This is a genomic window from Nitrospira sp. (genome assembly GCA_029194665.1).
GTDB lineage: Bacteria > Nitrospirota > Nitrospiria > Nitrospirales > Nitrospiraceae > Nitrospira_D.
In genome coordinates, this window is sequence record JARFXO010000003.1 from 529,141 (window position 1) to 552,411 (window position 23,271).

The 23,271-nt window shown below is 54.2% G+C and carries 24 protein-coding genes and 1 tRNA gene; 15 read left to right on the top strand and 10 right to left on the bottom strand.

Annotation, left to right across the window (positions count from 1 at the left end; genetic code table 11):
- Positions 1–55: 55 nt before the first annotated feature.
- The 4 genes from P0119_11995 (at position 56) to P0119_12010 (ending at position 6,617) form a co-directional block, all read left to right on the top strand.
- On the top strand, positions 56–1,348 hold the full coding sequence (locus P0119_11995; GenBank protein MDF0666777.1) for an HlyD family type I secretion periplasmic adaptor subunit: 1,293 nt from the start codon (positions 56–58) through the stop codon (positions 1,346–1,348).
- Positions 1,349–1,580: 232 nt separating this feature from the next.
- The gene (gene malQ / locus P0119_12000; protein ID MDF0666778.1) at positions 1,581–3,950 is read left to right on the top strand and encodes a 4-alpha-glucanotransferase; all 2,370 of its coding nucleotides are present in this window, start codon (positions 1,581–1,583) and stop codon (positions 3,948–3,950) included.
- An 82-nt stretch (positions 3,951–4,032) separates the two neighbouring features.
- The gene (locus tag P0119_12005; GenBank protein ID MDF0666779.1) at positions 4,033–5,205 is read left to right on the top strand and encodes an ATP-binding protein; all 1,173 of its coding nucleotides are present in this window, start codon (positions 4,033–4,035) and stop codon (positions 5,203–5,205) included.
- The gene (locus P0119_12010) at positions 5,205–6,617 is read left to right on the top strand and encodes a sigma-54 dependent transcriptional regulator (protein ID MDF0666780.1); all 1,413 of its coding nucleotides are present in this window, start codon (positions 5,205–5,207) and stop codon (positions 6,615–6,617) included. Before P0119_12005 ends, P0119_12010 begins: the two co-directional genes overlap by 1 nt.
- On the opposite strand, the gene P0119_12015 is transcribed toward P0119_12010, so the two are convergent.
- From P0119_12015 to P0119_12025, 3 genes are read right to left on the bottom strand one after another with little or no spacing between them, the layout of a single operon-like run.
- Positions 6,614–7,108 (bottom strand): hypothetical protein, encoded by a 495-nt coding sequence (locus P0119_12015; GenBank protein MDF0666781.1) that lies wholly within the window; start codon positions 7,106–7,108, stop codon positions 6,614–6,616. The two genes, P0119_12010 and P0119_12015, sit on opposite strands and share 4 nt — an antisense overlap.
- The gene (locus P0119_12020; GenBank protein ID MDF0666782.1) at positions 7,105–7,521 is read right to left on the bottom strand and encodes an Lrp/AsnC ligand binding domain-containing protein; all 417 of its coding nucleotides are present in this window, start codon (positions 7,519–7,521) and stop codon (positions 7,105–7,107) included. Before P0119_12020 ends, P0119_12015 begins: the two co-directional genes overlap by 4 nt.
- A gap of 4 nt (positions 7,522–7,525) precedes the next feature.
- Complete coding sequence (locus P0119_12025; GenBank protein MDF0666783.1) at positions 7,526–8,119, bottom strand: hypothetical protein; 594 nt, start codon at positions 8,117–8,119, stop codon at positions 7,526–7,528.
- Between the two features lie 609 nt (positions 8,120–8,728).
- Here P0119_12025 and P0119_12030 point away from each other — a divergent pair.
- Both P0119_12030 and P0119_12035 read left to right on the top strand, forming a co-directional pair.
- Complete coding sequence (locus tag P0119_12030) at positions 8,729–8,908, top strand: hypothetical protein (GenBank protein ID MDF0666784.1); 180 nt, start codon at positions 8,729–8,731, stop codon at positions 8,906–8,908.
- Positions 8,909–9,615: 707 nt separating this feature from the next.
- Positions 9,616–10,173: a Slp family lipoprotein gene (locus P0119_12035; protein ID MDF0666785.1), complete on the top strand. Its 558-nt coding sequence runs from the start codon at positions 9,616–9,618 to the stop codon at positions 10,171–10,173.
- Between the two features lie 313 nt (positions 10,174–10,486).
- Here the strand turns inward: P0119_12035 and P0119_12040 are convergent, their stop codons facing one another.
- Positions 10,487–10,744 carry a hypothetical protein gene (locus P0119_12040; protein ID MDF0666786.1) on the bottom strand — a complete coding sequence of 86 codons (258 nt, stop codon included), beginning with the start codon at positions 10,742–10,744 and terminating at the stop codon, positions 10,487–10,489.
- Positions 10,745–10,831: 87 nt separating this feature from the next.
- Here P0119_12040 and P0119_12045 point away from each other — a divergent pair, with 87 nt between their 5' ends.
- Complete coding sequence (locus P0119_12045) at positions 10,832–11,014, top strand: hypothetical protein (protein MDF0666787.1); 183 nt, start codon at positions 10,832–10,834, stop codon at positions 11,012–11,014.
- A gap of 571 nt (positions 11,015–11,585) precedes the next feature.
- Here P0119_12045 and P0119_12050 read toward each other — a convergent pair.
- Positions 11,586–11,662 (bottom strand) — tRNA-Arg (locus tag P0119_12050).
- A 210-nt stretch (positions 11,663–11,872) separates the two neighbouring features.
- On the opposite strand from P0119_12050, the gene P0119_12055 reads away from it, so the two are divergent.
- Together P0119_12055 and P0119_12060 are read left to right on the top strand one after the other, a co-directional pair.
- Positions 11,873–12,139: a hypothetical protein gene (locus P0119_12055; GenBank protein MDF0666788.1), complete on the top strand. Its 267-nt coding sequence runs from the start codon at positions 11,873–11,875 to the stop codon at positions 12,137–12,139.
- Between the two features lie 12 nt (positions 12,140–12,151).
- Positions 12,152–12,376, top strand: coding sequence for a hypothetical protein (locus tag P0119_12060; protein MDF0666789.1), 225 nt, complete (start codon positions 12,152–12,154; stop codon positions 12,374–12,376).
- Positions 12,377–12,471: 95 nt separating this feature from the next.
- On the opposite strand, the gene P0119_12065 is transcribed toward P0119_12060, so the two are convergent.
- The 5 genes from P0119_12065 to coaE form a co-directional block, all read right to left on the bottom strand.
- The gene (locus tag P0119_12065) at positions 12,472–13,182 is read right to left on the bottom strand and encodes a hypothetical protein (protein MDF0666790.1); all 711 of its coding nucleotides are present in this window, start codon (positions 13,180–13,182) and stop codon (positions 12,472–12,474) included.
- A 445-nt stretch (positions 13,183–13,627) separates the two neighbouring features.
- On the bottom strand, positions 13,628–14,176 hold the full coding sequence (gene lexA / locus P0119_12070) for a transcriptional repressor LexA (GenBank protein ID MDF0666791.1): 549 nt from the start codon (positions 14,174–14,176) through the stop codon (positions 13,628–13,630).
- 226 nt (positions 14,177–14,402) lie between these two features.
- Positions 14,403–15,590, bottom strand: coding sequence for a tRNA 4-thiouridine(8) synthase ThiI (gene thiI / locus P0119_12075; protein ID MDF0666792.1), 1,188 nt, complete (start codon positions 15,588–15,590; stop codon positions 14,403–14,405).
- Between the two features lie 68 nt (positions 15,591–15,658).
- Positions 15,659–16,582, bottom strand: coding sequence for a thioredoxin-disulfide reductase (trxB, locus tag P0119_12080; GenBank protein ID MDF0666793.1), 924 nt, complete (start codon positions 16,580–16,582; stop codon positions 15,659–15,661).
- A 103-nt stretch (positions 16,583–16,685) separates the two neighbouring features.
- Entirely contained in the window at positions 16,686–17,336 is a 651-nt protein-coding gene (gene coaE / locus P0119_12085; protein MDF0666794.1) for a dephospho-CoA kinase, read from the bottom strand.
- Positions 17,337–17,366: 30 nt separating this feature from the next.
- Between coaE and P0119_12090 the strand changes: the two genes are divergently transcribed.
- The 6 genes from P0119_12090 (at position 17,367) to P0119_12115 (ending at position 23,228) form a co-directional block, all read left to right on the top strand.
- The gene (locus P0119_12090; GenBank protein ID MDF0666795.1) at positions 17,367–18,395 is read left to right on the top strand and encodes a pectinesterase family protein; all 1,029 of its coding nucleotides are present in this window, start codon (positions 17,367–17,369) and stop codon (positions 18,393–18,395) included.
- Between the two features lie 152 nt (positions 18,396–18,547).
- A complete protein-coding gene (locus tag P0119_12095) occupies positions 18,548–18,733 on the top strand; it encodes a hypothetical protein (GenBank protein MDF0666796.1) in 186 nt (61 codons plus the stop codon).
- A gap of 377 nt (positions 18,734–19,110) precedes the next feature.
- On the top strand, positions 19,111–21,678 hold the full coding sequence (locus P0119_12100; GenBank protein ID MDF0666797.1) for a glucosidase: 2,568 nt from the start codon (positions 19,111–19,113) through the stop codon (positions 21,676–21,678).
- 296 nt (positions 21,679–21,974) lie between these two features.
- The gene (locus P0119_12105; protein MDF0666798.1) at positions 21,975–22,520 is read left to right on the top strand and encodes a heme-binding protein; all 546 of its coding nucleotides are present in this window, start codon (positions 21,975–21,977) and stop codon (positions 22,518–22,520) included.
- Positions 22,521–22,747: 227 nt separating this feature from the next.
- Positions 22,748–22,972: a hypothetical protein gene (locus tag P0119_12110; GenBank protein ID MDF0666799.1), complete on the top strand. Its 225-nt coding sequence runs from the start codon at positions 22,748–22,750 to the stop codon at positions 22,970–22,972.
- Between the two features lie 40 nt (positions 22,973–23,012).
- Positions 23,013–23,228, top strand: a complete 216-nt coding sequence (locus tag P0119_12115; GenBank protein ID MDF0666800.1) for a DUF3565 domain-containing protein — start codon at positions 23,013–23,015, stop codon at positions 23,226–23,228.
- Positions 23,229–23,271 lie beyond the last annotated feature (43 nt).

Genomic DNA, 23,271 nt, shown 5'->3' on the forward strand with positions numbered 1-23,271 from the left:
GTGGCAAGCCGAATCATGCCGACCAGTCGGTTCGGCTGATTCCGACAGACGAACCATGGAATTTCTACCGGCCGTGTTGGAAATCCAGCAGGTTCCCCCGTCCCCGATCGGTCGAGCGCTCGTCTGGACGATACTGGCTGTCTTCACTACGGCGGGGTTGTGGGCCGTCTTCGGGTGGATCGATATTGTGGCTACCGCGCAAGGCAAGATCATCCCCAGCGGCTACTCGAAAATCATTCAGCCGTACGAAGCAGCGGTCATTGCATCGATCCATGTGCAGGATGGACAGGCAGTGAAGCGGGGCGAGGTGTTGATCGAGCTTGATTCGACCCTTAACCGTGCCGACTATGACCGGGCGTTCAACGAATACCTCGCGGCGAAGGTGGATGCGGCCAGATTGCGGGCTCTGATCAAGGAGCAGGTCACTTTCGAGGCACCTCTCGGTGCAGATGGAGCCTACGTCGGACTGCAACAGCAGTTGCTAAGGGACCAGCTGGCCGAATACCACGCCAAGGTTGCAGCCTCCCGGCATCTTGTGGATCAGCGCCTCGCAGTGATCGAGCAAACGAGAGAAAATATTCTCCGTTTGGAAGCCACCGTACCCATGGAGGTTGAACGAGCCGAGGTCTATAAAAGGCTGCTCGAACACGAGGCAGTGAGCAAGATGGACTTTCTACAGGCAGAAGAGCAACGGATCGACAAGGTGCAGGAACTCGCCGGCCAAAAGAAGAAACTCCAACAAGATCAGGCCGCGCTCGCCGAGGCGGAAACGCAACATGGGGCTATGATCTCGGAATTTCAGCAGACGAAAAAGGCAGAACTGTCGGTTCTCGAAACCAAAGCGGCCTCTCTCGCGCAAGAGGTCACGAAGGCTAGTCAAAAGACTGGTTTGCAGCGACTGACCTCGCCGATCGACGGCGTCGTGCAGCAGGTAGCCGTGCATACCATCGGTGGCGTCGTCACTCCGGCGCAGCAGTTGCTCATTGTCGTACCTCAAGACCATCCGGTCGAAGTGGAGGCGCAGGTCAAAAATATGGATGTGGGATTTGTGCGGGAGGGACAGCCGGTTGAGATCAAGGTCGAAACATTTCAATTCACCTTGTATGGCACGATCCGCGGTCACGTGCTGACGGTTTCCAACGATGCGGCTCCCGTCGAAAAAGTCGGGCTGCTGTACCCAACGAGAGTCACCATGGATCGGTCGACAATCCAAGTGGAAGGTAAACAGGTCAATCTTTCGCCCGGTATGGCGGTGACAGTTGAAATCAAGACCGGTCAGCGCCGCATCATTGAATATCTACTGAGTCCCTTGCTGAAATCCGTGAAAGAAAGTCTGAGGGAGCGGTAACAGCGGAGAACCCTATCAAGCCATTTGAAAATCTTACCTACCGGGGGATCGTTCAATCCTTTATGCTTCTGTTTGCTGGCGCCGGGCTGTTGCACCGTGACAGATACATGAACAACCCCGGCAAGATGTGGTGCATCTGGTTCGTCGCTTCAAGAATATGCGGCTGTTGAGCAGCTGATTTCGATGTCCGATACCCACCATGCATGTGCGTTGACTTGAAGGAACTTGTTTCATGCGGTCTTTCCAGCACTCTGCTGCTCCTCTCGCCAACATCCTGGCCGAATTCATCCAAAAAGCCTCGGAATTACATTACCTTGACTTGACCAAGCCATTCACTCACACTCGCGGTATGTACGACCAATCTGAAGGTGACTTGTTACGCATGTTGGCGGAGCGAGCAGGAATTGCCGCCGATTACTATGACATCGCTGGAACGCACCATGTGACGACGGACGAAACGCGACGGGCCATCTTGGCTGCCATGAATCTGCGGGCTGGGAATCGGGAAGAACTCATTGAGGAACTCGAGACGTGGGATAATCGTTGGTGGCTGCGAGGCTGTGAACCAGTCCATGTGCTTCGATTAGGACGGGACGCAGGTGCCTGGTCCTGGTATGGGCCTTGTGAGAGCCCGGACGAGTCGGCTTTTCAGGTTCGGTGGTCACTGTGTGAGGGAAACGGAGGCACTCTATTTGACAGAACGGAGGGGCCTGGGCTCAGAGTCGAAGAGACTCGCACGATTCAGGGACGTAGGTTTGTTCGCGTCTCGCTACCGTTTCAACAAGACCTGCCGCTTGGCTATTACACAGTCAAAGCCTATTCGAAGGGAGGCGGCACGAATGCGGAATCCACGTTCCGCCTCATCGTCGCGCCGGAGCGCTGTTACATTCCTGATGAACTAAACCAGGGTGTTCGATGGTGGGGCATTGCCTTACAGCTTTATTCATTGCGGAGCCATCACAATTGGGGAGTCGGCGATTTTCGAGATCTGGGTGCTGTCATCGAATGGGCTGGAAAACATCTGGGGGCTGCGGTGATCGGGCTGAACCCGCTCCATGCTCTAAAGAATACCAAGCCCTATCATATTAGTCCCTATTCACCTACCAGCCGGCTGTTTTTGAACGACTTGTATCTCGATGTCATCCAGGTTTCAGAGTGCTGGACGAGTCCTGATGTACAACGGTTCCTTGCCGACCCCGCATTTCGCTCCCGGATTGAAGCGGCTCGGCGATGCGAGTTCGTGGATTACGACGAGGTGAGGTCGACGAAACGCCAGGTCCTCGATCTCTGTTATCGGACATTTCTGCGGGACAACTTCGAAGGTGTCGAACCCGACTTGACACCAAAGACCGATCGGGGAAGAGGCTTTCATCGCTTTACGGAGCAGGAAGGGGAGTCTTTGGCGCACTATGCGCTGTTTCAGGCCCTTGAGGAAGAACGGCAATCCTCGCAATCAGCTCCGGTCGTCTGGGCCGATTGGCCGGAGCCCTACCGAACTCGAAAGTCGGACGCCCTGGAAGAGTTTCGCCGTCGACAGATGTCTCGGGTACGATTCTTTCAATATCTGCAATGGCTGGCCGTCGAACAGTTGCTTGAGGCCGTGAGGAAAACACATGAAGCTGGTATGCCGATCGGCTTGTACCATGACTTTGCTCTGGGAAGCGATCGCTACGGCGCCGATGGGTGGCTGCATCAGGAAGTTCTGGCGTTCAAGGCTGACTGTGGTGCACCCCCCGACGCCTTTGCCCCCGAAGGACAGAATTGGGGATTTTCTCCGCTCGATCCATTGCGTCTGCGCACGAGCGGTTACCGGTACTTTATCGAATTGCTCCGCAATAATCTTCGCTACGGCGGTGCCATACGGATTGATCATGTCATGGCGCTTTTCCGACTGTTTTGGATCCCTCGTGGTCTCCCGCCCTCGCTGGGGACGTACGTCCATTACCAGGATGACGAACTGTTGGCCATCTTGGCGTTGGAAAGCGTACGAGCGAAGACAGTAGTAATAGGCGAGGATCTGGGGACCGTTCCCGATTGGGTGCGTGAGCGACTTGTCGCGGCTGGCGTCTTATCATACCGAGTCTTGTATTTTGAGCGAGACCATGGGGGAAGGTGGAAGCCTCCGGCTCATTATCCAGCTCAATCCCTTGCCGTCGTGACCACCCACGATCTTCCGACGCTGCGCGGGTATTGGGAAGGCGTGGATATCGAAACGCGATCCGCACTGAGTCTTTTCCCTTCGGAGAATGCTGAAAAGGAGATGTGGGCGGAACGGCATCGAGAAAAAGCAGGGATTCTCGTTGCAGTGAAGTCGGAGGGACTCCTGCCCTCAGGAGTATCTGAGGATCCGACTCAGGTACCGATCATGACGACTGAGTTGATGGAGGCGATTCATCAGTATCTGGCCCGTACCCCCGCCTGGATTGTCTTGGCCAACATCGATGATGTCATCGGCACCCGATGCCAGGCCAATCTACCAGGAACATTGGACCAGCACCCGAATTGGTGCCGGAAGTTGAGTCTGACGGTGGAGGACTTGATCGAGGACTCACGATTTGAACGACTCGCGTCTCTGTTGCGTTTGACCCGCCCGCTTGTGTAAGTACTTCGGTGAAGAAGAGCCCCCTTCGTTCTCGATGTTCTCGATTCAGAAGGTGTGATGCTCGGCGAGGCGGAGCGAGTCGATGACTGTCATGACACATCGTGACCGCCTCGTGCTTGCCATTGCGACTGCCTGCTTTCTCATCATCTTAGTGATTGAAGAATTCGCCCCGGTCAACGTCGTCGGCGCCTATGGGTACGTGTTACCCATCTTGTTGGTGACCACCCTTCGAAATAGAACCATCATGTTGATTATGGTGCTGGCCTGTGTTGTTGCCACCTATTTAGGTCTACTCCAACCGACGAAGCCCGGCCGATTTCAGGCCGCGGTCATCAATAGGAGCGTCGTCGTCGGCGTCTTGCTATTGGTGGCTTACCTGGGAGTGAGCTGGGAAGGACGAAAGGGGCGAGAGGAGGCGGCGAGGTCGGCGTTAGCCCGAGAAACCGAGAATCTGCTCAAAGCCAACACGCAACTGATCCAGGCGAAAGATCAGCTGAACCGGTCGGAGCGATTGGCTGCGGTGGGACAGCTCGTGGCGTCTGTGGCACATGAGGTGGGCACGCCGCTTCATTCGATCGCATGGCATGTTCAGGCTCTGGCCGAGGAGCCTGGTGCAACGCCGGGAATGAGAAAGCGGGTGGCCATCATCGATGACCAGCTCGCGCGAGTGGTTCGAATCATTCAGGATTTATTGTCTTCTACCAGGCCGCGCCAGCCTGAGCCACAATGGCTTCCTGTGGAAGAAGTAGTCAGCCCCTCGGCGGTCCTGATGGAACCGGCGTTCCATGAGAAGGGGATCGCTCTGACGGTCGAGATTCCAAAGGACCTTCCGCTGGTTTGGGCGGACAAGGAAAAGATCCATCAGGTATTGGTGAATGTCCTGACCAATGCGCTCGCCGCAACCACCGCACAGGGCAAAGTGACCATCATGGTAGGTAATCGTGAGGCGTCGTCAGCCGAGTTGGACCGCGGTCGGCTGGTCGCAGAGGACATGTCGCCGTTAGTGATTACAATCGAGGTGCGAGACACAGGATGCGGCATGCCGGAGGGAGACGTACAGAAAGCCTTTGAACCATTTTTTACGACCAAGGCGATTGGCAAGGGAACGGGCTTGGGGCTATTCTTGAGCCGCGAATCGGCGATGGCTCATGGCGGCAGCCTGTCGATGACGAGTGAAATCGGACGTGGTACGACCGTAACGATGACCTTACCGGCAATGCGAAGTGAACCTATTCATACGAGGGAGGAGGCGTAATGCAACCAGCGACGATTCTGGTGGCCGACGACGATGTGGTTGCGCGAGAGCTGTTGGCGGAGGCTCTCAGGAAAGAAGGATATCATGTGGAAGCCTTTGCCGACGGGGAAGAGGTGATCGCGCGTGGACGCCAGGGGCGGGTCGATTTGGTGTTGACGGACATCCGTATGGGTGCGGTGGATGGGCTGACAGTGTTGCGTGAGTTCAAACGATTGAGTCCGAATACGGCCGTGGTGGTGCTCACCGCGTTCGGCTCTCTGGAAGGGGCGATCGAAGCGATCAAGCAGGGCGCCTACGATTACCTGGCGAAGCCGTTCAAGAAAGAGGACATCAAGCTAGTGGTCAAACGGGGTCTGGATCACTGCCGATTGCTCCAAGAGAATGCCCGGTTTCGAGAAGAGTTGAAGAGTAAGGGCGAGTGGTCTCCCTTGGTCGGAAGCAGCACGGCAATGTTGGAGGTATACAAGTTGGTCGCGCGCGTGGCGGAAAGCAAGAGCACGGTCCTGCTCCAAGGAGAAAGCGGGACCGGCAAAGAACTCATTGCACGGGCCATTCATACGAACGGCCCACGCCGGGATAAGCCGTTCATTCCAGTCAATTGCGGTGCGTTGCCCGATACCTTGTTGGAATCGGAAATGTTCGGATACGAGAAAGGGGCCTTCACCGGCGCAGCGGGGACCAAAGTCGGGCTCTTTGAATCGGCCAATGGAGGGACGCTGTTTCTCGACGAGATCGGTGAGCTTGGACAGGCGTTACAGGTGAAGTTGTTGCGGGTTATGCAGGATCAGGAGGTTCGCCGGGTCGGGAGCACGACATCCACCAGAGTCGATGTCCGGATCATTGCCGCGACCAACCGAGATCTTGAGCAGCTGGTCAAGGAAGGCAAGTTTCGGGACGATCTCTTCTACCGATTGAAAGTCGTTCCGATCACGTTGCCGTCATTGGTCGATCGGCGGGAAGATATTCCGATGCTGGTACATCACTTCCTACAAAAGTGCGCGGCAGGCACAGACCATGCGGTACGGGGAGTCTTGCCGGAAACCATGGCGCTCTTGATCCAATATCGATGGCCGGGCAACGTTCGAGAGCTTGAAAACGCCATTGAACGCGCTGTGTCATTGAGCCACGGGCCTCTTCTGACGCCTGAGGATTTACCCGAAGTGATTCGCCAGAGTGCAACGGCTGAAGCCGATGCGCGACTTTCGCAAGTCGATCAGCTCGATGAAGCGTACCTGACCTTAGAAGAAGTGGAAAAACGTCATTTGACTCGCGTACTCAAGGAAACGAAGGGAAATAAGGTGAAGGCCGCAAAAATCCTCGGCATCGACAGACGAACGCTCTACCGGATGGCAGAGCGTTTTGGCCTTGATCTTGGAGATGAGGTTGAAGGAGCGGAAAAAGAGTCAGTCTAAGGTTTCGACCCGTAAAAGGTCTCTGTTGTGTACGTATTCTGGACGATTTTCAGTTCATTCTTGATCAGGCGCAGCTTATTTTCTGCACTCTGAGGTACCTGGGTTGCCGCAGGGCCCCAGGCTTGCCAGGGGGTACTCTTTCCTTCTGAGGATACCTGCAGCCGGAGACGGGTGGTCTCGCTTGTCTCTGGGCTCACGGAAACTTCGTAATAGCTCCTGACCACGCCGAACACGCCTTTGCCGAGCCAATTATCATAGATACTCGGCTGTTCACCCCTGTAGCCTGTTTTCAACTGGGATGCGTCTGTCCATTCCACATCATAGTCGTCGTCTTCCAATACTTTGGTCACGGCGGCCTTTACACGGTCTTCCGGCGCAGGCAATGTGACCTCGACAACTTCTGCTAGGGAGTTATGTGGTGGTGGGACTCTGGCACACCCAAAGACAAAGACGGCGAGGGCGACGATGGCAAGACAGTCCTTTCGGATCATTTTGTTCTGGCCTCCTTCAGACGGTATACAAGGTGAGTATCGGTCTGCGTCACTCCTTCTATACGATGTATACGACTCAACACCAATTGAGTCAAAGCATCTTGGTCCGGTATATCGGCTGTGGCTATTATATCCGGCTTGCCCCAACATGGATCAATCGTTTTTATTTCCTTAATGTCACCCAACGCCTTGACTACAGTCGCTGTCTGGCCGGGAAGAACATTGATCAGCACGTATGCCCGGTCCGACGTGCCCTGGTCCCCCGGAGCGGGACCATGAATCGTGTAAGGAATTGCCCCAGAAGTGGGCTGTTTTATAGCAAAGTCATTTTGTTCTGTCAACTCGGGCTTGGTCTTCATGGTCTTTGATGGCGACGTGATAGAAGGAATCCTCTTTAAATTTGGTTTTGCCATGGTCTCACTTTGGCGCAACAAGCACTTCGATCCGACAGTGCTCGCTGACGCTTGTTAAGGTTGTTTCCAGCCGCTTCGGGCTCCCGATGCGGCCTTCCGGATCGTACACAAAGCAAAACAAGGTGGAGCATCGCCCTTGAGCTCCATAATAAGCGGAGTCTGCCGCGACCTGCTCGACAAGTTCTTTCGTGGTCAAGCCAGGCCTGGTTTTTTTCGACACCACGGCGATTTGATCCCGATTCACCAGGAGCGTTGTTCTTGGTGAGCCTCCCGTATAGGGTGGTATCCATTCTTCGGTTGCTACTTCGTCGAACTCCACCTTCAACAACGCGCACAAGAGGTCTTGTAGGTCGTAGTCGTCGTCGACCTCAAGTGTCGGACGATAGTCTCTCCGGAGTCGGAGCTGGCGGGCTATGGTGTGGAAGCGATGACAGACTTTCCGAATGAGATGGAGGGGGTCCTGCTCAGGCGCGGAATCGAGCACGGATTCGCCCAACAGAGGGCGGCTCAGATTGATCGCCGGCATGTCGAACGATGGGTCTTGCGAAGCACGGCCACCAGTGGAAGGCGTCCCTCCGGACAGTGACTGGTCGTTCACCACAGAGGTTGGAGTATTGATGGGAGGTTGTGGCGTTGTCGAGGGAGAGATCTGAGCTGCCGCTGGAGATGGGGGCGCTTGCGCAACGTCCACTGGCCTATCAATCGTTGATGACGCTGGCTGAGCTGGGAGTGGGGGAGGCAGAGAAGGGGTGACGGCGGCCACTGGGGGAGGTTGTGGCTGGGATGCGACAGCGATGGGTGTCGGTGTTGGAGATGGCGGAGGAGTCGGAGGAGTCGGAGGGACTGTCGATGTCGGCATCGGGGACGGCTCAGGAGCAGTGACGAACTCAGGTATGGACGGTGGTGGTTGAGGTATCAGAGGAGAAGGAGACGGTCCCATACTTGTTGTCATGGCCACGGCGACTGTCAATGGGGAGTTTACCTGTGGCGCCGTGGTTGGTGGTTCGGGTGAGACCAATACCAGGTGCGCTGTGGTGTTGGAAATCGCCTCATTTGCAGGCTCTGCTTTTGGCGGTGGCTTGAGTCCTTGCAGTTCCAGTTTCCGGTCCTCTAGGGTATGCATAAGGTCTTTAATGACAGAAAGGGTCTGTGCCACCTCAGGCTTGGTCGCTGTGCGAATCTTGAAGTTCCGATACGTGTGGAATTCATGAGAACGCTCACCAAACGTCTGTCGCAGGCATTCACGAAATTGCAGCTCGGCTTTGCTCTGCGCCGCATCACGATAAGGGAATCCCTCTTGACTGATGTCATTGATTGCCGCCAGAACTTCCTGAAACTTGTTGATTCCGTGTGTGATCTCATCGATGAGAGCGGTTTTCGATCGTGACCGTTGATGTTCTGCTGTGCGTGCTCGTGCCATGGCTGTGTGAAAAAAGTCTAGCCGAGGGGGTACGGCATGACAAGAAAACACCAAATTTTGACGAGGTGTGCTGTCACGTCCCAGACTGCGGACCATGAGCAAGACTTATCGAAACATCGAGTTTACGAGTTTAGATGACGACGGAGGATCGAGGTAGCAACGGATGGAAAGCCTTCGTCTACTCCTACGGATATCTGCCGGAGAAAGGCTACGGATTGATGAAGATAGAACGTCCGTCGCATTGGTCGGATGAGAGGGAACAGCGGTATATCATCAGTATACCTGCCTCGCGTCAATCCCGCCCATCCCGCGCTATTCGATTCCGCACATTCCGGTTGACGCATACGCCCTCTTGTTTTGATCCGGCGTCGATCTCAGGGAAGTCGTGGGAGCAACGTATGAACAAACCGCGCTCGCGCAATCGAGACAGTTGTTCCTATCGAGAACAGGTTGTCTCTTCCTGCAGATATCGCGCCGACAGACATCATGTTATCGGAGGGCCGTCCGCTCCACAAGGTCCAGCTCTTTCAATTCTCATCACATGTCTGTGGCGGTGTCCAGGCAGAAGAATAGGTATTGCACAGTTAGTTTGCATGCCAGGTGGTCGAATTATTCAATCCGGAGAGAGAGCCTCGGTTGTAAAGTGGGGAAATCTTTGGAAGAAGGAGGTCACCATGAAGCGCACAAGCCTTTCGTTGAGCATTGCCGTGTTCTGTCTTGTCGCAAGCGCATGTCAGCGTACGTCGGATGTGATCCCCGATCAGTTGGAGGGACGTGTCGATCGGCATCTCCGTTACGTTGATATCAAGGACCATCCTGAGACCTATCAAGGAAAGCTTATGCTGGCGGGCGGCAAGGTGTTGTCGGCAAAGCGGATGCAAGACAGGATATGGATCGAGGTGCTGCAGATTCCGCTGTCCGAAGAGTTGATTCCCTCCGGGCCTGACACCGAGTCGAAAGGCCGGTTCGTCATCATCGATCGTGGCGATCAGGTGCCGGATTCGGCTGTGCTTAATGACAAGGAGAAACGCGTGACTGTTGTCGGAGAAGTGCTCGGCACGACCACTATACAAATCGGCGATGTCAATCGGCAAGTTCCTGAGCTAGTCATTAAACACATCACCGTCTGGGATTGGGATCACATGAAGGGTGGGTATGGTCCGTACTATAGCTACGGCGATCCCATTCCACAGGAATACCGTGGATACTACGGAGGGTCCTATTATTGGTAGCGTATGAAGCCGCGCTCGATTGATGTGCCAGTGGAAGGATGGTACGCGGTGTACATTCGTCTCAAGTGTTCGACGCAAACCTTTGGTGCAGTCTGAAGAACCAAGATTGGAAGTTCGACAAGGAGGCGATATCTCATAATCACGCTCCCGATTGAACCCTTGACTTGAGGGCTGGTTCGACTCGGAAGTTTTGGGCACCGAGAGCGTGGCGCCGGATCACGTCGCGCTGCCCGCTGCAGGCCGTATCACCTTCTTCGTCTGATGCAGTTCCGGGTTTCATTCCTTCCGCCGATTCTGAGGATCGATGCCCAGATTAATGCCCACGAACTGCCGGATGGCCCGCGAGTCGTGCAGCGCCTCCGACACCTAAAGGTTGAACCATTTTTGGAGACAATGGAGGCGCAGCCCAGCGGCGGACGCCATGACCCACAGCCTCGGGATAGACCGACGCCATCGCGGCAGCAAGTTCCGTCCACGACACGACAGGGTTCATCTCGTCGAGAAACCGGTCCAGGCGGGTAGGTGTGCGAGGCTGTTCAAACATGACCTCGGCAAACGTCTGTGGTTGCATCGGGCGCCTCTTCGTCAGAGCTGGGCGACCCTTTAGCCCATCACGAGAAGAGAATAAATCAGACATGCACAAGGAAGACTACATTGGGTGCTGGTGCTGATGCTCGCCGTGCTCGCCGGTGTGCTGATGATCATGACGCCCCGCGTCGGTTCCATGGTCGTGAGCATGGGCATGCTCGTGAGCATGTTCGTGGTTGTGAGTCTGAGCCGATCCGTGCATGTGCTCATGGCTGTGAAGATGCGTATGAGAATGGGAGCCTTTCATAGCTAGTACTCCTTTCAAGCGAATGTTTTCTTCATAATACCACCCTTTCTCGAGTCATGGAATACAGCACGGTGTGTGGATTGCCGGACACAAGCCGGAAAAGATAGGGAAGTGTCACAATGCGGTAGTTGTGAGGGGAAAGGTCAGGGCCGGATTTGTGTGACCGGCGATCGCGACAGTTATCTGGGCGTGACAATTACAATGGTCCGATAAAAAGGTGCAGGGCACGAGCAAGTGCCACAGAGAAAATTTTACCGGTGGTGTTTATCCCACGCCATGGCCACGATAAGGCAATAGATAGCGCACGGATCAACCGAAGGAGACAGCAAGAGGGCTGTGGTGTTTATCTGGCGCCGCTAAGAAGCAGGCTGCGTCTGATGAGACGCCAGTGCGAGCGCGATTGGTACCAAAATACAGGAAAGCCGAAGAGGTTTATCCGTGTGCAATAATTACGATAGGACGATAAAGAGCGCATGGTACGCTCTGTAATAGAGTTTGGATTACTGGTGGTTTCTATCCGCGGGGCTTGATTACGATAAACATCAAAATAGCCTCGCGGTTCAACCGAAGGTTGGTATGGTGCCCCCGATACGAATTGAACGTACGACCCGCGGTTTAGGAAACCGCTGCTCTATCCAACTGAGCTACGGGGGCGTAGCCGTAGTTTCATTGGTTTGTGGTTCCCTGTCAAGCCCGTTACTCACTTCGGTTCCAGTTTCAGCCACGGATAGGATCAGCGTCAATCGGAAATTGGTGAAAGAGAGCTGTCGCTGGTGGTAGCGTAGGCATGCCTGGAGATAAGGAGTTTTCGAGCCCTTGCGACGGATGCACGAAGGCAAGAAGGTAGCTGCTTCTGGAGGTCTTATGCGGTACCTGTTGCAGCTGATAGTCATGGCTTTGGTCTGGGGGAATATCGAGGGAGCTCAAGCGCTTGATGCGGGGAGCCGGGAATCCTTAAGAGGGATCTCTGGAGTGGGGGTGGTGGTTGAGGATATCAGTCCCGATGCCTCCGCCGATAGTCTCTCGCAAGATGCGATCCGAACAGCGGTCGAGCTGATCCTCCGCTCAAAAGGCATTCGAGTCCTCACGAACGTAGAAAGAACACGTTTGGAATCAGCGCCGTATCTCTAAATCAATGTCAACATGCTGAAGGAGGAGCTAGGGTTGTACGCCTATGCTGTAAACGTGGATCTCAAGCAAGTAGTTGGCTTGTTGTCGAGGAGGGGAGCGCAGGCCTGGGGGGCCACCTGGTCTGCGAGTGTTGTTGGGGCGGTGGGGGAAGCGAATGTGCGCCAAATTATAGCCGATGCGGTCGAGCCTCTGGTCAAAGATTTTGCTGACGACTTCTTGTTGGTCAACCCACGATGAAGGGTGGCCTCTGGGGCATTAATCGACGAACCGCATAGATTTCACACCAACGAGGAGTCTGCCTTTCGTTTCGGTAGAGTAGTTCATGTTCACTCTCAAGGCTCTGTATAGGCGGGTATGGCTTCCAACGGAATTTCCTCTGTCACGACTTTCCCGTGCATCTCATACACATGGATGCAACGGTTGCTCATCGAGCGCAATATGGTAAACAGCCGATGGGCTGGAGCCGTTGGCATCGGAACGGAGGGACAGGGGCAGAGCAACGAAAATCCTTGCAGCGTCAAGTGTCCCACCGATTCGATCATGCGGTCCGTAAGCCGCCTGACCTCGTGATCTGTCAGGCCGCCGGCACATAGGGTTTCAAGAAGGCCGGATATCACTGCCGTGCGAGCTTGATAACGCTCCAAGGCGCCAACCAAACACTGAGACATCAGCCGTTCCAATTGCCGCGCACTGAAGGCTCGAGCCACATGGATCATCGCCAGCACTTTCCGAGGCTGTTGCCGGCGGCTGCGAGCCAGTCTTCCGATGATGAACGCATCGAACGCGTGGATTCCATCCAGAAACACGACTGGCTGCCCGGACAGGGCGCGGTCGACGAGAACTTGTGAGGCGATTCGTGAGGCAGCCGGATGACCATACAACACAGTCAGCCGATCAGACGGATTCAGTGGAACCACATGGATGGAGGGACCTTCTGTTTCAGCTTTCGCAGGCCTGGACCGTGACGAGAGTTGGTGACGGAGACTTTCCCAGCCTGTGACCGGCACCTGAGCAGTTCCTCCTCTCGCTTCTGTGCCTCTCATACCACGGCCTTCTCCTATCCGCAGCATCCGCCGGCAAATACCTGCCGCTGTCGGTATGCATTCCAGCAGGTTGGACAAAGCTGGACCGTGGAATGTGTAAAGCCGTCGATCGATTCCATCCGCCGTTCGATCACGATTCCACAATCAGAACAGGGTCCTGTCGTCGTTGATGGTGAGCTATGTTCTTGGACCGTCATGACTCGCCAGCTTTGTATTCGAACGTATATGTTGATTGCAAACTGTCGACATGAACCGGCTTCTCGGCTTGGATCGCATGACGCTTCGAAAATGGCCTACGAGCAATTCTATAGTGCTTAGTTGCAATCCCCACTGGATGCTCTGCAATCTATTGTCCAGTGCTGCCACCGTTCTTTCTAAATCCATCAAGTGGTCTTTTATTAGGGTTGTTCGCTCTGTTGCGATCATCGTTGCTCCTTTCGTGTGACTAGACGGCGCAATGCCGAATGACGCCGATGACAATGCCTTCGATATGAAACTCGTCCGATGGCCGGACGATAATCGGCTGCATCTGGTCGTTGGCCGGATGAAGTTCAATGCGCCCATTCTTCTTGAAATATGTCTTAATTGTGGCTTCGCGATTGACCAAGGCGACGACGGTTTGTCCGTTTTTAGCCGTTTCCTGTTTGCGCACGACTACCAGATCGCCGGGCAAAATCCCGTCAGCTTTCATTGACTCGCCCTTTATCTTTAGGGCGAAAGTCTCACCGCCTCGCAGCATGCTCGGTGGTATATCCACGAGTTCCGATTGCGACACCGGCTCGATGGGTGAGCCGGCTGCGACCAGGCCGGCCATGGGAATCTCGGTTTTCCGTCGCAATTGATCCAGCACAACGGAGACAACACCGGGAATCTTCCTCATGCCGGCCTCATACCGCGCCACTGATACCCGCGTGGTGTGCAAGACATCAGCAAGTTGCTGCTGTGTGAGCCCTAATCCTTCTCGAACCCGTTTAAGGTCCCTAGGCTTTAACATGTAACCATTGGTAACATGCCTGCCGCTTCTCTGTCAAGTAGGGCTCAGACGATCGGAAGACTTTGTCATAGAACGTTTCGGATCAGCTGGAAATGTTGATCAATCGAAGGATTTTCGGAAAGGGAGGTCAAGCCCGTGAGGAGTTACGAGGAATGTCAAGTTCTCAGAAACTGGGTTTGTCACGTGACTTCATGATCCTCGGCTCCAAACAGAATAATCCTACGAGCTACGCAGTTGAGAAGGGGAACGAGAACTCAGTCAACTCCGCCTTCTCCACCCCTCGTTTGACCAAGGTGGAGACATCGATCAGGCGTTCGACCCTGTGCACATCGTCAAGGCGAGTTTTGGTACTCGGATGGGGAGGCACAAATAGCTTGCAACAGTCCTGGTCCGGCTCGATTGACGTCTCGTAGGTACCGAGACGTCTGGCTTCGTCGATGATCTCGCGTTTGTCCATGCCGATCAGTGGACGGAGGATCGGCAGCTCCGCTGCTTCTTCAATCGCACACAAATTTTGAGGCGTTTGAGAAGCCACTTGGCCCAGGCTATCGCCGGTCGCTAACGCCCAACACTGCTCTCTTCTGGCCAATTCCTCGGCGATCCGTACCATCATTCGTCGGTAGAGCACGACGCGAAATGGAGCGGGCGTACTGAGGACGATTTCGCGTTGGATCTCTCCAAAGGGAATCACATAGAGACGTGATTCGTATTGAAAGGTGGTGAGGTGTCGTACAAGGTCGTGAACTTTTTCTTCCGAAGCCCGGCTGACCAATGGTCGTCCCGAAAAATGGATGAAGGAAGCAAGGCAGCCACGCTTCACCATGCGATAGGCGGCTACAGGTGAGTCGATCCCCCCCGAAATCAGGCAGGCGATCTTTCCGCTGACGCCGACCGGCATACCGCCTGGACCTTCGATCTTTTCCGCCGAGCAAAACGCTTCCTTCGAGAGGAGTTCGACATAAATGGTCAAGTCAGGATTCTTCAAGCTGACTTTCTTGCCGGTGCTGTTACAGACCGCTGCACCGAGCACTTTTTCTATATCCATTGAGGTCAGAGTCAAACGCTTGTCGGCCCGTTTGGCTGTGACCCTGAACGTGGTGAAGGATTGTGATCGAATCTCTTCGAGGACGGCCGTTGTGAGTGCACCCAGATTGGGATCGCGTAATTCAAGCGGGACCACACGGCCTAGCGAAAAATTGACGATCCCGCATACAAGTTTGAGCCGGTCTCGCACCACCTCGGGGGAGGCTTCTAGCGGGAGCCGGATCCGGATGCGACTGTGAAGGTTCTCGACCTGCCGAATTCCGACATCCTTGAGCGCGGTCCGAATGTTCTTAACGAGGCATCGCTCGAAGTAATCCCGATTGTTTCCCTTAAGAGCCAGCTCGTGGTAATGGGCGATGACACAACGCATACTGGGGATAGGGTGGGGGCGATGTTAAGGTGGAAGATCTTTCTTTCCGTGAAAGCTCAACCTTAGCTTCAACCTTGTCTTGAAGTTTCTAAGAACCGCTCGGCGTCGATCGCAGCCATGCAGCCCGTACCGGCCGCGGTAACGGCTTGGCGATAATGGGAGTCTTGCACATCCCCGGCCGCAAACACACCAGGGACATCGGTGGCTGTTCCGTGATTGGTTATGAGATAGCCGGCCTGGTTCATCTTCAGCTGGCCTGCGAAGAGCGCTGTGTTCGGGCGGTGGCCGATCGCCAAAAAGAATCCAGCACAGGGCAAATCCCAGACTGTTCCGGTGACGACGTTCCTGATTCGGACACCGGACACGACATCCTGCCCAAGAACATCTTCGACGACACTGTTCCAGACAAAGGCAATTTTTTCATTCTTCGTGGCTCGGTCTTGCATGATTTTGGAAGCGCGCAGCTTGTCACGACGATGAACAATCGACACTTTGTTGGCGAACTTAGTGAGAAACGTCGCTTCTTCCATTGCGCTGTCTCCGCCGCCTACGACGACGAGTTCTTTGCCTCTAAAGAAGAACCCATCGCAGGTTGCGCAACTCGACACACCGTGCCCCCACAAGCGCTTTTCGTTTGAGAGACCAAGCGTGATCGGGGAGGCGCCGGTCGCGATGATCAACGTCTTGGTTTCAAGGGTTTCCTCACCATCCACAACGATTTGAAAAGGCCGAGTCTTGAGATTGACAGATGTGACGTCTCCGGTCTTGAGGACCGTTCCGAACCGCTCTGCTTGGGAGCGCATCTCTTTCATTAACTCTGGGCCCATGATGCCCTTTGCGAAACCAGGGTAGTTTTCGACTTCCGTGGTCGTCGTGAGCTGGCCACCCGCTTGCCAGCCTTCGACGAGCAGGGGAGAGAGGTTCGCACGAGCAGCATAAATCGCTGCGGTGAGTCCGGCCGGACCGGATCCAATAATAATGACGGTATGCATGGTCAGTGACTGTACCACAGCGATGGAAGAAGAAGGTAGGACCTTATTGCGGTCTCATAGCAAGAGGCAGATGGAGGGAATTCTCCGGAAAGCAAACAGCCTGTCACAGGGAGCGAAAGTTTTCAAAAAGTCGACTGACGTCCCGAGAAAGGCTTTGTCGATGTTTCGTTCCATCGAGTACGTAGTCTGCACGAAATCGTTTCATCGCGAGCGGCATCTGACTCCCGATTCGTCGGAGAGCCTCGGTTCGGGTGAAGCCGTTCCGCTTTTTCAGCCGCATGATCTGGGTTTCGCGATCAGCTGTCACGACAACTGTCTTGTCTACCCGCTTATCGATACCGGCTTCGAAGAGCAAAGGGACATCGTAAATTACGACGGCCTGCGGATTGCTTTGGGCCGCTTGTCTGGTGAGTCTGGCCTGTTTCTTGGCTACACGAGGGTGGATGATTTGTTCCAGCTTTCGACGCTCTGTTCCGTCACCAAACGCGATCTGTCCGAGGACTTGCCGATTGATCGTCCTGTCAGAGTTCAAGACGGATTTTCCGAACCGACGTACGATGTCCCGCCATGCTGGTTTGCCTGGCTGGACAACCTCACGCGCCAATTCATCGGCATCGATCACAATGGCACCGCATTTCTTGAACATCTTCGCCACGGTGCTTTTCCCAGTGGCGACGCCTCCGGTGAGTCCGATCAGGATCATGGCGGCGGAGCTTATCACGTGATAGGTTCGCCAAGAAACCGCGATTGACATCCTTGGTTCTCCGCTTGTAAGAGTTTCGGTGTGCGACGACTCCTCCTTATCGCAGCCGTTTGCTGTTTCATTGGTTCCGAGTCTGGTGTTGCCGAAACCGATGCCGTGTTGTCTCGTCCACGGACGATCACCGTTGCACTCGACGGATCGGGGGATTTCTATTCAATTCAAGAGGCGGTCGATAGTGCCGGGAAGGGCGACACGGTGCTGATCAAGGCAGGGACCTACGCTCAAGATTTGACCGTTCATAGTAAGGAGAAGGTCAAGATTGTCGGAGCGGGAGTCGACAAAGTCATCTTGCTTGGACGAGAGGAGCTGGTCGGTGTGCTGCATGTGGGTAAATGGCCGTATGGGGCGACAGATATTGAGATCAGCGGCCTCACGATCAAAGAGCATGGAGGACATGCCCTCGGCATTTTCAACGGAAACCGCATCACGCTGCGTCAGATTCATGTGAAAGGAATGGTCTTCGGTCAACAAGTAGAAGATGTTCGTATCGAAGACTCCGTGATCGGGGGGAGTGAGACGACGGGCTTGCACTTTTCTGATTCTCAGGTCCTTCTGATCGGAAATGTTATCCACGATAACGACCACGGTGTGAACGTGACCGGCAAGTCTTCGGTTCGGCTTGAGCGCAATATTATCACCCGAAATTTGTTCGAGGCTGTCGTGATCGGCGACCAGGCAAAAGCGGTTTTGGTGGGTAATACTCTGGTTAAGAATGGAGGCGGAGGGGCATTCCTAGGCTTGTCCACGATTGAGGCATCGGGGAATATTTTGAGCCTCAACAAAGTGGGCTTTCTCATCGCCGCGTCGAGTCAGACCAAGACCTCGTACAACGCGTTGTTTAATAATGAGGTGAACTACATGCGAGCCGGTTCGCCGAACATTCAGGCACCGGAACTCCAGGCGGAGTCGGATATGACGGTCGATCCCCGTTTTGTGGATGCCGAGCATGACGACTTTCGACTGAAACCGGACACGACGTTGCTCAACCGCGGAGAGTTTCGTCATCTTGGAGCACTTCCTCCGCTTCTGATTCCCGCGCACAATCGTTAATAACCACCGTTGAAACAATGAGTTAGAGAGTGCATCTGATATGATGGAATGCGTATGGTATGCTGTCTGTGTACCACGAATCCTTCCGGTCCATTCCTCAATTAAAGTAACGTCACAAGCCCGCCGAGAAGGATTCAACCAGGAGGTCTCCCTTGGCTAGCTTCCGTAGTAACCTTGAAAAGCCGTCGGGTGAAAGCATCCCCTCGCTCATGGATATGGAGTCCGGCAAGTTGGTCGGGGCTGTACTCCCTATGTCTGAACAGGCTCAAATCCAGATGCGGAACAGCATCGAAGTCATTGAGTATCTGTTGAATCAGGAACGAGTGGTCTGGAGCTAAGTATTCGACCCGGGCTTTTTTCAGTGCAATCCCCCCAATAATGATCAGTGTCTTCTCCTCCTCTCTCTATCGAGATTGTGTGTAAGGCCCCCGCTTTCCTCTCTGCTTCCGACTAATACGCCATTCAGGAAATATACGAGAGGCCGACAAGAGGAATAAGTCCAGGTCTTTGGACCCAGCGAACACCGGCTTGATTATTGCCCACAGGGCGGTGCATCGTAGCCCCGTCGCACTACTAACTCGTGCGTACAGTGAGAGGTCCAGTGGGGAACACAGTTCGGACACCTGCTCGCGTTCAAACTCCTTCACGCGCTGAGAGGCAACGGCTTGCCGAAGATGCAATCCGCCAGCAGCACTGGAAGCGGTGGGGGCCTTACTTGAGCGAACGTGCCTGGGGAACGGTGCGTGAGGACTACAGCCTTCACGGGACGGCCTGGGATGCCTTTCCTCATGATCATGCTCGGTCGCGCGCTTATCGGTGGAACGAAGACGGGCTTGCCGGGATTTCAGATCGCCACCAATACATCTGTTTTGCCGTCTCGCTTTGGAATGGACACGATCCCATTCTGAAAGAACGCCTATTCGGTTTGACCGGTAACGAAGGGAATCACGGAGAAGATGCAAAAGAGTACTATTTCTATTTAGATTCCACGCCAACCCATTCATACATGAAGTATCTCTATAAGTATCCTCAGGCGGAATTTCCGTATGGCAAGCTCGTAGATGAAAATCGAAGTCGGAGACGTGAAGAGCCGGAATATGAGCTGATCGATACCGGAGTTTTCAATGAGAATCGCTACTTCGATGTGGTGGTGGAATATGCGAAGGCGACGCCGGAGGAGCTTCTTATCCGTATTCAAATGACGAACCGAGGGCCGGATCGTGCCGAATTAACGCTGTTACCCACTCTTTGGTTTCGGAACACGTGGTCGTGGGGAATCGATGCCCGTCGGCCGAGAATGCGCGAAGGAAAAGCTGCCGATGAGCTGAGCGTGATTGAATTGGATCACGAACATTATGGAGCACGTCGCCTATGGTGTGAAGGAAGGCCCGCATTACTCTTTACTGAAAATGAGACGAATACGCGCCGATTATACGGTGACCAAGATGGCGCCAATTATGTGAAAGATAGTTTTCATGACTACATAGTCCAGGGTCGAACAGATGCAATCAATCCTGAGAAGATCGGCTCGAAAGCTGCCGCCCATTATCATCTATCACTCTCTCAGGGTGCATCGGAGACCATTCGCCTGCGGCTGACCAATAGAACAGAAGTGTCTGGGATCGAAGTTCAAGCGTTCAATGAGCTCTTTGCGCAACGTATCCATGAAGCCGATGAGTTTTATGACGAACTGGCTCCGGCTGATCTCTCCGAGGATGCAAGGCTGGTGCAGAGACAGGCGTTCGCTGGTTTACTCTGGAGCAAACAGTTCTACCATTATGACTTGAAACGCTGGCTGGTCGGTGATCCAGGAATGCCTGAACCTCCCCTTGAACGTCTTCGTGGACGCAACTCAGACTGGACACATCTTTACAATGCCGACGTGATCTCTATGCCGGATAAATGGGAGTATCCCTGGTATGCGGCCTGGGACTTGGCATTCCATTGCATTCCCCTCTCCCTTGTCGACCCAACCTTTGCCAAAGAACAGCTCATTCTGATGTTGAGAGAATGGTACATGCACCCGAACGGTCAGATTCCGGCGTATGAGTGGGCATTTGGCGACGTCAACCCTCCGGTTCATGCCTGGGCTGCATGGCGAGTCTATAAAATTGAGAGAAAGCGAAGCGGGGTCGGTGATCGGATTTTTCTCGAGCGAGTATTCCATAAGTTGTTGTTGAACTTCACCTGGTGGGTCAATCGAAAAGATGCCGAGGGGAAGAACATCTTTCAAGGTGGTTTTTTAGGGCTCGACAACATCGGCGTCTTTGATCGAAGCGCTCCGTTGCCGACCGGAGGTCATATCGAACAGTCGGACGCGACAAGTTGGATGGGGATGTATTGCCTCAATATGCTCTCGATCGCACTCGAGTTGGCGCGTGATAATCGAGCATACGAGGATGTGGCGAGCAAGTTTTTTGAACACTTTGTCTACATCTGTCGAGCCATGAACAATATCGGCGGGGAAAAAATCGAGCTCTGGAATAGGGAAGACGGATTTTTTTATGATGTGCTGCATCTTCCGGATGGACAAACCCTTCCGCTCAAGGTCCGATCTCTAGTCGGATTGATCCCGCTTTTCGCCGTAGAAACACTGGATTCTGAGTTAGTCGATCGCCTCCCACGGTTTAAGCACCGCATGCAGTGGTTCATCGAAAATCGCCCCGATTTCAGCGCTCATGTCGAAACCCATTCACATGACGGAGGAATACGGAGATTCTTGTCTCTGGTCAACCCGACAAGACTCAAGTCAGTGTTGCGGTACATGCTCGACGAAGAAGAGTTCCTCTCCCCATACGGCATCCGAGCGCTCTCACGCTACCACAAGGACCATCCTTATGTGCTTTCCATCATGGGCAGAGACTATCGGGTCGATTATGAACCTGCCGAATCAAGCACGGGGTTATTCGGAGGGAATTCGAACTGGCGAGGCCCCATCTGGTTTCCGGTCAACTATCTGCTGATCGAGTCGCTCCAGAAGTTTCATTACTTTCTTGGGAATGAGTACAAGGTCGAGTATCCGGTACGATCAGGTCGATTGGCCACCTTAGACGAGGTTGCTTCCGAGCTGTCCCGACGGCTGACTCATATTTTCCTTCGAGATAAAACCGGCCGACGTCCGGTCTACGGAGACGGGAACAAACTCCACGAAGATCTTTTCTGGCAAGACGCCATTCTTTTCTACGAGTATTTTCATGGCGATAATGGTGCCGGTATCGGGGCCAGTCATCAGACAGGATGGACCGGACTTGTCGCCAAGTTGATTCAACAGTCGGGGGAGTAGGACTGTGCCGATAAAAGTTGCGACAGTAGATTGTTGGAATGCCGGTCGGGCACTGAGCGTTGAATAGCTGGGACAAACGGTCGCGGGAGAGGGTATCGGGAACCGTTTCGAGTGCCAATACGAGACCCCGCGGGGTACCGATTCCGACTGGAGCAGCTTGCTCATCTCACCGCAATAAGTCGTGGCCAAACCGAATCAGTGCCCAAACCGGGACTGATTGGTTTCTGGCTCTCTTGACAGAGTTCGGAGGCATCCGTAGTCTGAACATGCAGGATCTGTTGGGAGGACTGAGTACGATGGCATGCTTTACATGGGACCGAAATGGTCGGCTAGTCATGGCATATACGGTGATGTTGTCGCTGTCAGGTTTGGCCATACCTTGTGTAATCTTTGCTGACGAGATGGCAAAGGAGTCCGTGTTGCCGCTTGGAGCAGCAAACAAGGCGGTTCACGCAGCATTAGAGGCCTGCAAGAAAGATGGATATCGAGTGAGCGTTTCCATAGTGGATCGTGCCGGCGTCCTTCGCGCGATGGGACGTGCCGACGGTGCCGGGCCGCATACAGTGGATAGCAGCCGGAAGAAAGCGTATACAGCAGCAAGTGTGCGGCGTCCTACCAGTGAGCTAGCCGATCTCATCATGAAAGTTCCGACGTTGCAGGCCCTTCGTGACATGAATGCCGAGATCCTGATACTGGGTGGGGGGCTTCCCATCGAGATTGGAGGAGAAGTGGTCGGGGGAATCGGCGTCGGTGGAGCACCGGGAGCTCATCTGGATGATGCTTGCGCCCAAGAGGGGCTCGATACGATCGGCGCAGCGCCCAAGGTGCCTGCATCCAAGTGAGAGAGCGCCTGTGGGCTGCTGTGGTGGGGAGTGTGATGCTGTTGGTTGTGGGTTGCAACAGCAAGACTCCTGAGCCCGCCTCCGTAGTAATTCCTTCGGTGCAACTTCGGCTGACTATCGTTAGAACTGCAACAGACCCATTTCTCCCACGATTTAATCTCACCTTGAACGTCAGAGGTCCAGGGGGGTGTTCTTCGACAACCGAATTGTTTCCCGATACCGGGCATGTGGGTCGACGAAACATTTATCACGCGCCAAAAGGCATGCTGTATGTGATCGGACAGTACGATGCGCGCATAGTTGATTCACAGGACTGTCATACGAGCCTGTCAGAATTTCGCCATCTCGATCCTAATGTCCTATTCGTTGGAAGTTTTGATCAGGATGAAGAACAGCGGTGGGCCTACTTTGCCGCTGCCCATCGCCCCGAGCTACCATTCGAGAACCGCTAAGCTTCTTCCATATCAACTAACATTGAGGAATGTTGACAGTATGCAGCAACCGATCGTCGGGTATCATCAGGATGAGTACGAAGATTGGGTGGCGGATCTGGCCTGTGGTCACGGACAACACGTACGGCATCAACCCCCATTCACGAATCGCCCTTGGGTGCTCACCGCCTTCGGACGGGACCAGTATTTGGGAACCTTTTTGAATTGCAAGAAGTGCGAGGAACCGGCCGCTGATCCTCCTCCGACTTCGGGATGAATTCCGCCCATCCATTTTCTTTCATCATAACCCGAAGAAAAAC